At 67.7% G+C, this 12,649-nt stretch carries 4 protein-coding genes; 2 read left to right on the forward strand and 2 right to left on the reverse strand.

From position 1 onward, the window contains the following. Window positions 1-31: 31 nt before the first annotated feature. On the reverse strand, window positions 32-418 hold the full coding sequence (locus QMG80_RS03605; RefSeq protein ID WP_085771569.1) for an AprI/Inh family metalloprotease inhibitor: 387 nt from the start codon (window positions 416-418) through the stop codon (window positions 32-34). A 351-nt stretch (window positions 419-769) separates the two neighbouring features. On the opposite strand from QMG80_RS03605, the gene QMG80_RS03610 reads away from it, so the two are divergent. Next, window positions 770-5,971: a hypothetical protein gene (locus QMG80_RS03610; protein WP_102938085.1), complete on the forward strand. Its 5,202-nt coding sequence runs from the start codon at window positions 770-772 to the stop codon at window positions 5,969-5,971. Window positions 5,972-6,125: 154 nt separating this feature from the next. Continuing rightward, entirely contained in the window at window positions 6,126-11,951 is a 5,826-nt protein-coding gene (locus QMG80_RS03615; protein ID WP_085773653.1) for an alpha-2-macroglobulin family protein, read from the forward strand. 31 nt (window positions 11,952-11,982) lie between these two features. Here QMG80_RS03615 and QMG80_RS03620 read toward each other — a convergent pair whose 3' ends face one another. Continuing rightward, window positions 11,983-12,495: a P-loop nucleotide/nucleoside kinase family protein gene (locus tag QMG80_RS03620; protein WP_085771570.1), complete on the reverse strand. Its 513-nt coding sequence runs from the start codon at window positions 12,493-12,495 to the stop codon at window positions 11,983-11,985. Between the last annotated feature and the right edge of the window lie 154 nt (window positions 12,496-12,649).

Below are 12,649 nucleotides of genomic sequence, written 5' to 3' on the forward strand. Positions count from 1 at the left end.
CTTTTTCGCATCGCGCTCTAGCGCCGAAGGCTCACATCGGGCGCAGGCTCAAGGCTTTGCCTTCCTTGGCGTCGCGCCGCCAGACGCCCCCGGACTCGCGATCGAAATGAGCTTTATGGCCCTTGCGCGCGACAAGCGACAGACGGCCATGATCCATGCTCCAGGCGACGGGATCGAAGACGACGAGGCCGTTGTCGCGGCAGGCGGGAGCCAGTTGCGCCTTGAAGCCGCCCGCGGCCGGCCGCGGCTCGAGAGTCAGCATGCAGCCCGTGTCCTTATCCTCCGCGCGAAGGATCGCGTAGCGACCCGCAGCCTCGGCGCGCGATTCCGCCTGAGCGGAGACCAGCGACGCAAAGAGGGCCGCCGCGATGACAGAGAACCGCAATGTGTCGCGTCTTGCAAATATTCCGAACGCCATCCAGTCGAACTCCAAGGGTGAGCCTGCGTCTCCGCCAGTCCGCGGCGCTTCGCCTTCCGGCGCGCATGCCGAAGAATAATTCGGCAATTAAACCTTTGTAGCGAGGGTTTCTTGACATGCGGCCAAACGTCGCGTCAAGGCGCGCGGACGCGCCTTCGCCCCGCGAGCCTTAAGTGCCAAAACGTCACGAGATTTTCCTTCGAGGAGGGCGGCGGCGCTCTAGAAAATCTCCCTGTGGATCAGAGGAGACTAGCGAATCCCTATTCGCAAATATCTGTGAAATTTTGGCGGATTCGCTCTAAGCTAGCGCCTCGAAACTGGCCGCCTCGGCCTCGGCCCTTCGGGAGTCTTATGCGGCAGCTCGTTTTCGCCTTCCGCGCTTCGATCCACGCGAGCGCGCTGGGAGTGCTGATCCTCCTGGTCGCTCCCACGGCGCAAGCCTTGGCGGAGAAGGGCGGAAGCGCGGCTTCGGCCCGGCTCTCCCCGTCGGAACTGCCCGCCGACCACGACGGCGCCGCAATGCTTTCTGTTCCTGCCGCGGGGCGCTACGCGATTCGTGTCCGGAGCCCCTCCGGCGCGCGTATAGAGCTCGTCGACATGATCGAAGGCCCTTTGGACGCCGCCGGCGCTCCGGGCGGCCGCGACGGGCGCATCGACGCCATTCTCGACCAGGGCGTTTATAAGCTGCGCGTTTCCGGCGCGAAGGGCGCGTCCGGCGCGGCCCGGCTTTCCGCCGAGCCCTTCCAGGAGCTCAATGAGCGGCGGCTCCCGCTCGCTCCAGAGACTATCCAAAGCGCCGAGCTCACTGATCTGCAGCAACGCTCTTATGCGATCGAGGTCGGCCCCGAGGGGCGGATCTACGTCGAAGCCATCGGCCGCAGCCTCGCCGATCTTCGGCTTTGGCGCGAGAATGGCGAGCTCCTCGATCTTGCCTTCGAGAAGCGGGGCGCCGAGCCCAAGCCCGGGCGCCCGATGACCCGCATCCGTCTCGAAGGCCCCGTCGCCCAGGGCCGCTACACCGTCACCGCCTATGGCGGGGAGCCGATCGTCTGGAGCGAGGGCGGCAAGGCGCAGCCCTTCATGATCCGGCTGGCGTCGCCGACGCCGCTCGACGCGGGCGTCGCCGAAGGAACGCTCGGTCCTTTTGGCTCGGCGCGCTTCGTCGCCCAGCCGAACAGCAACGCTTTTCGATTGGAGGCGCCGCAGCCGGCGCCGCTACGCCTCGACGAATGGCGTGGCGGCCAACGCCGAGGCTTCGCGGAGATTGCAAAGAAAAGCCGCGACGCCTTCGCGACGCTGCGCGACGAGCATGAAGAGACCGAGCCCGCGACTCTCGAAGTCTCGGGCGTGGAAGGGCAAGCCTACAGACTGCACGCGTTGCACAGCGACGCGCGCTTTTCGATAGAGGCTGCGGGCCCGTATCTCATCGGGCTCGACGTCGCAGGCCAAGGCGCGGATGAAGTCCCCGCGACGGCGATTTTCGCGCGCATCGAAAGAGACGGCAAAACCCGCGTGCTCGCCTCCGACGCGCCGCGCGTCAGCCCTCGCCGGCCCTGGCGCGGCCGATTCAATCTGCGTGGGCCCACGGGCCTTCTTTTCGAGATGGCCGAGGCCGGTCCCCTTGCGGTTGAGGCGAAGGGCGTGAGCCTGCGCCCCACGATCGAGCCGGCGCTCTCCGACGGACTGGCTCCGCGCGCCGACGGCAAGCGCCCCGGACGCTACGACCTCGCAAAGGGCTTCTACCTTCTCTCCCTCGACCCGGCCCAAGGCGCGGGCGGCGTGGTCGACGTCACGCTCGGCGCGCCGGGAGTGGCGGCCCCCGAGCCCGCCCCGACACCGGCGCGCCTCGGCATTTCCTTCGGCGAGCAGAAGCTCGAGAGAGACGGCGCTTATCTCATTCTCGGCAATGTCGCGCCCGAGCTCATCGTCGGCCCGCGCGTCGTCGCTCTCCCCTCGGATCTCTCCAGGGGACCGCTCGCTCTTTGGCAGGGCGCGGGCGAGACGATCTCGATCCCGGTGCTCGAACCCAAGGACGGCCGGATCGTCGCCCATAATGCGCGCGGCGCCGAAATCCTTTTCAAGCTCGGCCCCAAGACCGTCCACGACGGGATTGCGTTGCAGCGTCTGACGATCGATCCGAGCGGAGAGGAGCGCGCCCTCGGGCTGTCTTTCGTCGCCAATCCCGCGACGGCGCAAGCCGCACCGGAGGGCGGAGAGGCGAAGGAAGAAAAGCCGGAGAAGAAGACAGCGAAGGGCGCGAAGCCGGGGCATGCTCCGCTCGCGGCAAGCCCGGGTCGGCCGGTCTATTTCGACCTCGGTCGGGACGAAACGCGGGAAATTCGCTTCGAGGCGCCCGAAGGCGGTCTCTACCGGGTCGAGACGCTCGGCCGGCTGAAGACCCACGTCGCGGTCGCCTCGAACGTCTCGACCCATCTCGGCGAGGGCGAGGACGATGGGCCGGGCCACAACGGCCTCGTCGTGACCTATCTGCGCGCCGGCCCTTATCGTGCCCTGGTGACCGCGAAGGAGTCGGCGGGTCGCGTCGGGCTTGCGGTCACTCCCGTCGCCCGCGTCGAGACGGCGACGCTCGCGGGCGAGGGCTCAGCGCGCGCGACCCTCGATCCTGGCAAGGGCGCGGCGATTCCTTTCGACATCGCGACAGCCGGGCCTTACCGGCTCGATCTCTATGGTCTCGGGAGAGCGTGGCGCGCGCGCCTCGAGGACAAAGACGGCTGGCCGCTCGCGAAGCCCGGCTCGATCACGCGGCTCGATCGCGCCTTCGAGAAGGGGGGCTATCGTCTCGTCGCGCTGCCAGAGGCCGTCGAGGCGCGTCTCGCCTTCCGCCTCGCGCGCGTCGAGCCGGAGAAGCTGCTTTCCGGCCACGGTCCGCATCCCTTGCCCTTCGACGCTCCGCAAAAGTTGCAATGGCGCGAGCCGGCGGCGCGCGGCGCCAAGCGCGACCCGGACGTCTGGCGGTTTTCGCTCAAAGGCGACGCGCAGATCACGCTGTCGCTGTCCGAAGGAATGATCGGCGACGTCATCCGCGGTGAAAATGAGGTGGTCGGCAAGGTCGCCGGAGGCCGCAACCTCGAGCAGCGCCTGCCGGCTGGCGACTATCGAGTCGAGACGCGGGCGCTCTCGAGCGACGACCGGCTCGACTATGAAATTTCGCTTTCGTCGAAGGAGCTGCAGCCGGAGGCGCCGCGCGTCGTCGAGCTCCCCGCCAAGCTGACTTTCGCTCTCGCGAAAGAATCCCTCGTTGATTTGACGAGCTTCGGCGACAAGGCGTTTCACGGCGTTCTGAAGAACGAGAAAGGCGAGGTCGTCGAGCAGCTTTCTGGCCGCACGAACGATTGGAACATGGCCTTGGCGCGCCGCCTGCCCGCGGGCGCCTATCGTCTGTCGCTGCATGGTTTCGGCGTCGCGGCGCCTCGCGAGACGCCGGACGAGGAGCTGAGCGAAAGCCCGCAGAGCGTCGGGGGCGAGGAAGGCCAGGATCAGAAGGACGCGGCTCCGCCGGCGCGGCCTTCGGGGATAGAAATGCGCCTCGCATTCCCCGAGGAGCGCGACGAGGGCGCGCTGGCGAAGATCAATTCCAGGACCTTCGCCGGCAAGTTTGCGCATGTGCTCGCTCTGCCTGCCGCGGAGCCGGGCATGCTGGCCATGGTCGTCGCGAAATCACCGGATGAGGTCGCGCTCTCGATCGAGCGGCGGGACGAGGCGGGCGTGTGGCGGGCAGTCGGCGCGAGGCGGGGCCTGTCGCCCTTCGCGGCCTGGCTCGCGCCGACGGACGGCTCCGCCTGGCGCGTCGTCGCCTGGACGGTCGGCGACGCCGGCGCGCCGATCGAGCTCGCCTATCGCGACGTCGATCGCACCGGCCAACGGCCGGGCGAGATCGCGCTGAAGCCCGTCGCGGATGCGCCCGTACAGCCCTGCGTCGGCCTTGCGAATCTGGGCGGGCCCTCGATCGTCGAGATCGGGGATTGGCCCTTCGAGCTTCTCGCCGGCTCCTCGCCCGGCCAGTTGCTCCATCCCGTCAAGGCCGGAGCGCTGGCGTCACAAACTCAAAGCCTCTGGCTCGCCTCTGGCGGGGGCGACTGCCAGGGGAAGCTCTCGGTGGCGCCGCTCGATTGGCGCGGCGAGGAAATCGCTCTCGATCTCGGCGCCGGGGAGACCGCTTTCGCGCCTAGCGGTTCACCGCCGAGCGGCAAGGTCCGGCTGTTCTACGCGAAGAGCCTTGACGGACGCGTGGGTCTCGACGCCGGCCGCGGCATGGCGGTGGCGTCGGACGCGACGCTGGCGCCTGCCGGCGACGCGCCGCTGCGGCTCTGGAACGCCGGCGGCGCCGGGCCTCTGCGCCTCAGCCTTCGCGCCCTCGATGTGACACTCGATGCGCTGGCGCGCGCCGAGGGGGCTTTTCGGACGACCCTCGCGCCCATGAGCGCCAAGCCCGTCGCGCTCACGATCGGCGAGGCGCCGCTGGCGCTGGAGATTCCTGCCGGAGTCGCGGTCTTCTCCGCGCCGGACGATCCCGCGCGACTGGCGCTTTACGGCGGCGGGACGGCGCTCGCCGCGACGCATCACGGGGTCGGAAAGTCCTCGAAACTCTGGCTCGTCAATCTCACCGACGCGCCCGCGCCCCTCTCGCTGCAGGCCGCGCCGGGCGCGCGCCAAACGCTCGACGGCCCGCATGTCCTCCAAGGCTTTTTCGGCGCGGCCGGCCAGATCGTCGCGCCCGTCGCGCCGCAAAAAGGCGACGTGCTGGTTACGCCGAACGTGACGATTCGCTTCGTTTCCGCAGCGGGGGCAGTTCGCGAGGGCGCGCGTATCGCGCTCGACGGCCCGGGGATCGCCATTCTGGACCACGCGCCGGGCCTTGCGGCGATGGGCATTGAGCGCGACGGCAAGGGTCCCTGGCCCGAGGCCGAGGCCAAAGCCGTGGCGCTCCCGCAGCGCGTCGCGCTTTCCGGTCCCGCAGCGCGCTTTCTCTTCACGGCCAAGGCGCCGGCGCTGCTCGTCGCGAGCGGCGCGGCTCCGGCGATCGCGCGCTTCAGTCAAGGCGGGCGCCGCGATCTCGAGGCCTTCCCCAATGGCGTCCGCCTGAGCCGCTTCGTCGCGGCGGGCGACGCCCTGCTTGACCTCTATTCGCCGCATGACGGCCCGCTTTCCGGCGCGCTCGATCTTTCGTTGAAGCCCGCGATCGAGGCGCATGACGGCGTCAACGCCGCCGCGACGCTCGCGCCGGGCGACGTTGCGCTCTCCTTTTTTGACGTCAAGGACGAAGCCGAGATCGGTCTCGGCCTTCGATCCGATCCCGACCGCGTGACGATGCGGCTCCTGTCGAAAGACGGCGATCTTCTGGGCGAGGGCGTCGCGCAAAAAAAGAAGCTCTCCCCAGGCCGTTATTTCGTCGAGGCGAGAGCGCCGGCGGCGGGCGCGACGACCGTCGTGCGGCTCGCGATCTTCGGCCTCTCGCCGCCGCCCGCCGGCCCGCCCGAGGACGTCGTCGCCGATTATCTCGACAAGGCGGGGCTGAAGAAGAGCAGAAAGTGATGAGCTCGCTTCGCGCTAATTGGCTCCGCGCCTGTCGCCCCCAGGATTTGCGCGCCGGGTGGCGCGCGGTCCACGTCGAAGGGACCGCACGCCTCGAGGCGCACGGCGGTCCCCAACCGATTTCGCTAGGCGTTTGAAAGGCTGGACGCTCGACATGAAGAAACTCCTCCTTGCGCTTTTCCTCGCCGTCTTCGCCGTCGCGGCGGACAATCCGCTGCGCGCGCAAAGCCTCGATTTCACCCAGCGCGCCGATGGCGCTCGCGTGGTGCCGGAGCGTTTTTTGCGCGAGTGGGACCCGATCACGATCTTCTTTGCCGGGGACGCCGGCCCCAAGACCGGCGGGCCGGCCGAGGCGCATGAAAAATTCGCGACGATCCTCGACGAGCCGGCCGGCGAATGGCGCTGGCTCGGTCCGCGCGCCCTGCAGTTTCGACCCGCCGAAGCTTGGGCGCCATTGAAGCGCGTGACGATCAGGACCGGCGAGACGGAGAGGCGGCTTGTCTCTCTGCTGCCGACGCCCGTTTCGACTCTTCCCGCCGCCGGCGCCGATCCTGTTCCGGAGCTGACGCAAGTCGCGCTGACCTTCGCAACGCCGGTCGATCTCGCCGCGCTCTCGCGTCTCGTCTCGATCGAGGTCCGCCGTGCGCCGGGAGTCGCCGAGGGCGAGCGCCTCGCCCAAAAGGACTTCGACATCGCCCCGATTGAGCGCGGCGCGCGCAACGAACAGCAGAACTATGTGGTCAGGCTGCGCAACCCGATCGGCGAGGGCAAGGTGGCGATTCTGCGCCTGAAGCTCGCCGACGAGCCGGGCTTCGAGGACGAAATCTTCGAGCTGCGCGCCGCGACCTCGCCGCCCTTCGCCGTGCTCGATGCGAGCTGCGGCCGCGGCTGGAACGACGAGAAGCTCGATGCGGCGCTGCGCTGCGCTTCAAACGGAGGCAATGCGAACGGCGACTCCGCTTTTTCGGCGGCGAGCGCGCGGCGCATCACGCTGCGTTTTTCCGCCGAGCCGCAGGCGCTGTCGATCCTCGAGGCGCGCGAGGCGCTGCGCATCGCGCCGCCGGTGGACGACCTTTCGCTTGAGCCCGATGGAAACAGCTTGCGCATCGCGGCAAAATTCCTGTCCGACCGCGTCTATGAGATCTCACTCGCTCCGGGCGCCTTGCGCGACTCGCAAGGGCGGCCGCTCGCGCGCGCTTTCTCGCAGCGCTTCGCCTTCTCGCGCGACACGCCGGCGCTGCAATGGGATGCGGGCTACGGCCTCGTCGAGCGCTTCGGGCCGCAGATTCTGCCGCTGCGCGGGCGCGGCTATGAGCACGCGGATATCCGCATCCACCCGATCGATCCGCTCTCGCGCGATTTTTGGCCGTTCCCCTCGCAGGGTGTCGCGACGCTCGACGCCGACGCGCCGCCGCTTCCCGGCAATGAGCCTCAGCGCTGGGCGGAGCCCGCCGACATCCAAGCCAATGCGATCAAGGATCGAATCAAGGCCCTGGGCTCGCCGGCCGTCTCGCGGCTCGCCCCGCTGCCGCTGCGCCGCGCCGGCGCTGACGCGCGCTTCGGCCTCGATCTTTCCGAAGATTTCGCGCGCATCAAGGGTCGCGAGCAGCCCGGCGCCTATCTCGTCGGATTGCGCGCGCCGGGCGAAGCCGCGCGGCGTTGGCTGCGCGTGATCGTCACCGACCTTTCGCTCTCCGCGATCGAGGAGCCCGCAGGCGTCCGCTTCGTTGTGACGTCGCTTGCGATGGCGCGGCCCGTCTCGGGCGCCGAGATCCGCATCGAGGGCGTCAAGGACGATAAGTTCGTGACGCTCGCGCAAGGCGTCACCGATGAATTCGGCTATTTCGCCTGGCCGCTCGCAAAGCGCGGCGAAGCGGAGTTGCGTCGCGTCGTCGTGCAGAAGGGCCTCGACACGCTCGTCGTCGATCCCGAGAGCGCGCCCGCCGAATACGCCAAGGAGAACTGGACGAAGCCCGAGGCCGCATGGCTTTCCTGGACGACCGATCCCCAGCTGCCGCGCGTCGAGGCGCCGCGCACCCTCTGCCATCTCTTCAGCGAACGGCCGATCTACCGGCCCGAGGAGCCGGTGCACATCAAGGGCTATGTGCGGAGCTATTCGGGCGGCGCGCTCACGCCCGCGAAGGCCGCTGGCGCCTTGGTCATCAACGCCCCGGGCGGACAGGAATGGCGCATTCCCGTAAAGCCCGACGCGCTCGGAAATTTTTATCACAAATTCGACGCCGAGACGCAGGCGACGGGCGACTACTCCGTCAAATACGAGCCCGCCGCCGCAAAGCCGAAGGAGGCCGAGAAGAAAGCCGACGCGGGGAATAGCGCGCAGACGCCAGAAGAGGGACAGGACCAGACCGCCGCCGCGCCCGCGCCGATCGAGGACGCGTCCTGCGGCGCCTTCACATTCAAGAAAGAGGCCTATCGTCTTCCGACCTTCGAGGTCGTGCTGAACGCGCCGCAAATGACGCCGCTCGACGGCGAGTTCAGCGTGGATCTGATCGCCCGCTATTTCGCCGGAGGCCTGGCGGCCGATCGGCCGGTCAAATGGCGCGCCGCGCAATTTCCCTATGTCTTTCAGCCGCCGGGTCGCGAAGGCTTCCTCTTCTCGACCGACCAGCGCTTTTCAGGCGAGAGCAAGTTCAAATCCACCGCCGTGCTCGAGCGCGATCAACGCACCGACGCCGGCGGCGCGGCGCGCATGAGCTTCGACACGACGATCGAGCCCACGGCGCAGCCGCGGCGTTATTCAATCGAGGCGACGGTGACGGGCGACGACGGCGTCGAGGTCCGCAATGTTGCGAATGTGATCGCCGTGCCGCCCTTCGTGCTCGGCGTGAAGACGCCGCGCTATGTGGAGCGCCCCGGAACGATCGCGCCCGAGCTCATCGCCATCGACGGCAAGGGCCAGGCGGTCGAAAACCTGCCGATGACGCTGCGTCTCATCAAGCGCAATTGGATCTCGACGCTGCAGGCCTCGGACTTCGCGCAAGGCGCCGCGAAATATGTGACGCAGATCGAGGACGAGACGATTCTGGAGCGCAAGGTCGCGAGCGCCAAGGAGGCGCAAAAAATAGAGCTCGAGATCAAGAACGCCGGCGTCTATCTCGTGCAGCTCGAGGCCTATGACCGGATCGGTCGGCGCCAGCAGGTCAGCGTCGATTTCTTCGTCGGCGGAGACACGCCGGTGACCTTCAGACGCGCGCCCTCCGCCATGGCGACCGTCACCTCCGACAAGGAGAAATACGCGCCCGGCGAAACCGCGACGCTGCTCGTGCAATCGCCTTTCCAGAAGGCGCGGGCGCTCGCGATCGTCGAGCAGCCGGACGGACGTTACGACTATCAGTTCTTCGACATCGCCAACGGCTTCGGGCGTTTCACCCTCACCTTGAAGAAAGAGCAGACGCCCAAGCTCGCCGTACATTTCCTCATCATGCGCGGCCGCCTCAAGGACAGCGGCGAGAATGCGAGTGCGAGCTTCGATCAGGGCAAGCCCATCACGATCGCCGCGACCAAATGGATCGAGGTGACGCCGGTCAAGAATATCGTCGCCGTCAAGCTCGACGCGCCGCAGAAGGCTCGGCCCGGCCAGGAGGTCGAGGTGACGCTCACCCTTGCGGATGACCAAGGCAAGCCGCTCGCGGGCGAAGCGACCTTCTGGATGGTCGATCAGGCGGTGCTCTCTCTCGCCAAGGAGCAGCCGCTCGATCCGCTCACGAATTTCATCGTGCCGCGAGAGACGAAGATGGCCGCGCGCGACACGCGGAACATGGCCTTCGGCGTCATCCCGCTCGAGGAAATCCCTGGCGGCGACGGCGGGCTCGACGAATGGGGCGCCGAGACGAATATTTCGGTGCGCAAGAATTTCACGCCCGTTCCGATCTATCTGCCGAGCGTCAAGGTCGGCCCTGAGGGCAGCGTGAAGATCAAGGTGAAGCTTCCCGACACGCTCACCGTCTTCAAGCTGCGCGCCAAGGCCGTGAGCGGCGCCGACCGCTTCGGCTTCGCGGGCGGCGAAATGCTCATCCGCCAGGAGCTCGTGGCGCAACCCCTGCTGCCGCGCTTCGTGCGTCCAGGCGATACGCTCGACCTTGGATTGGTCGCGCGCGTCGTCGAGGGCGCGGGCGGCGGCGGCTCGGCCTCGATCGTCGCCAAAGGCTTGGAGCTTGCGGGCGCGACGACGCAGAAGCTCGATTGGCCGCAGGGCAAGCCCGCGCGCGTCGCGTTGCGCGCCTCTGTTCCGAAGCCGAAAGCCGGCGTCGAGACGGTGAAGCTCGGCTTCAGAATCGAGCGCGACGCCGATCATGCGAAGGACGCGGTCGAGGTCGACCTGCCGATCAAGCCCGATCGCATTCCGACGCAGCGTTTCGAGGTCGTCGAGATCGGCCCCGGCGAGACGAAGACTCTTTCGCCGATTGACGAGCCGATCCGTCCGGCGAGCTTCTCGCGCAGAATCGTCTTCGCGGGCGACCCGGCCGTTGCGAAGCTCGTCGCCGGACTGAACGCGCTCGTGCAATATCCCTATGGCTGCACTGAGCAGCGGGTCTCGTTGGCGCGCGCCGCGCTCGCGCTGAAGGCCTTCTCGCCGCTTCTCTCGGCCGCGGGCTTCGAGGGCCGCGTATCGTCGGCGACCAAAGCCACGGCGCAAGCGATCGATCAGGCGATCGACAATGACGGTCTCGTCGCCTTTTGGCCGCGCGCGCAGGGCAATGTGTCGCTGACCGCCTGGGCCTATGCGTTTTTGAGCGAAGCCGCCAAGGCCGGCGAGCCAGTGGATAAGACGCTTACGGAGCGTCTCGCCAATGCGTTGAAAAACGCGCTGCGCTCCGACTTCCCCCGGCTTCTGCGCGGCGAGGAGCTGCGCGAGCGGGCGACGGCGCTGGCGGCGCTCGGCGAAGGCGGCAAGCTCGACGACGCCTATCTCGCCGAATTCACGCGCCAAGCGGATTTCCTGCCGGCGAGCGCCATTGCGGAGCTCGCATCGGCGGCGACTGCGCAAGGCTCGAGCGCGGATCAGCGGATCGTGGCCTCGCTCATCGACACCTTGTGGACCCGCGTGAAATTCATGCAGCGCGGCGGGCAGAAGGTCTATGGCGGGCAGGCGGAGGACAATGGCAATCCGATCATCCTGCCGAATGAAGCGCGCGCGCTCGCCCTGATGACGCGCGCGACGGCGCTCGGCGCGCCGACGGATCCGCGCTCGGGCCTGTTGCGCGACGCGCTGCTGCGGCTCGGCGAGGGCGACGGCTGGGGGGAGACCGACGCCGATTCCGCGGCCATTCGCGCGCTCGCCGAAAGCTGGAGGCGGCCCTCGGCGCCCATCGTTCTGACGCTGACGCCAGGACAGGCCGCGCCGCAAAAACTCACGATCGACGCCAATGCGCCCGCGCAGAATTTTACGACCGGCGAGAACGCGCCGCTTACGGTCTCGAACGGCGCCAATGCGCCGGTCGTGGCGCTCGTCGAGACGCGCTTCGAGGCGGCGGAGCCCGGCGCCAAGGCGAAGGCGGATTCGCGCGGCTTCGCGCTGACGCGCGCGCTTTGGCGCGTCAAAAGCGACGGGGCCGCAGCGGAGAGAGCGGAGCCGGACGCCAACGGCGTCATCAAGGTCAAGGCGGGCGAAGCGATCGAGGAGGTCGCGGAGCTCGTCAATCCGCAGGACCGAACCCATGTCGCGATCTCGCTGCCGCTCGCGGCGGGGTTCGAGCCTCTGAACCCCAATCTCGCAACGGCGCCGCGCGAGGCGCAGCCCTCGGCGCCTTTGACGCTCGCGCCGAGTTGGACGAGCTATGGCGACGACCGCGTGTTCTACGCCTATGACAGCTTGCCCAAGGGCAATTACCGCTTCGTCTTCCGCGTGAGGGCGCAGACGAAGGGAAGCTTCACGCAGCCCTCGGGCGTCGCGGAGACGATGTATAAGAAGGGGATCCTCGGAACGAGCGCGGGCGCGCGCGTCGAGATTGGGGAGTGAATGCGGTCCGCGAGTTCGAAGCTCCCGTTTCTCAGCACGCGACAACCACGCCGCGGAGCGCCGCAACTTCTTCTGCGCTCGGCGGCTCCCACAAGGTTTCGACAAAGTCGAACATCTCGCGCGTCACGTCGAAAGGCAGCTGATTACTCGTCCCACGCCCGTCATTGCGCAGGCCCACGCGGCGCCATCGTTCTTCGGCGGAAATATCGAGGACATGCAGCTTGACGGCCAGCGAGGCCTGTGCCGCGAGCGCGGCGTATCGCGCCCTCAATTTCGCGCTGCCGAAGCCCCAGTCCAGCACGACCGGTAGGCCGCGGCCCGCAACCTCGCTCGCCACGCGCCACATCTGCGCGTAGCAGCGTTCGATCCGCTCGATCGACCAAGCCGGGTCCAAAGGTTGAGGCGTATCCATCCAAAAAAGCGCCGTCATCCACTCGTCGATGGAAAAGCGAACCGCGCCGATCTCGGCGCAAAGCTTGATTGCGTAGGTCGTCTTTCCGGCCCCCGTCGAGCCGCAGATGAAATGAATCAATTGTCGCTTCATCACCTTTATCCGCTCCGCGCCTAGAGCATGTCCCGGAAAAGTGCGAAGCGGTTTTCCGGTCAGGACATGCTCCAAACTTTTGATTTGGCGCGATTCCTTATCGCTCGAACGATTCCGTTCGAGCGGGAAACGCGCTAGGGCTAAGCTCCGCCCG

The sequence above is a fragment of the Methylocystis bryophila genome, assembly GCF_027925445.1.
Taxonomy (GTDB): domain Bacteria; phylum Pseudomonadota; class Alphaproteobacteria; order Rhizobiales; family Beijerinckiaceae; genus Methylocystis; species Methylocystis bryophila.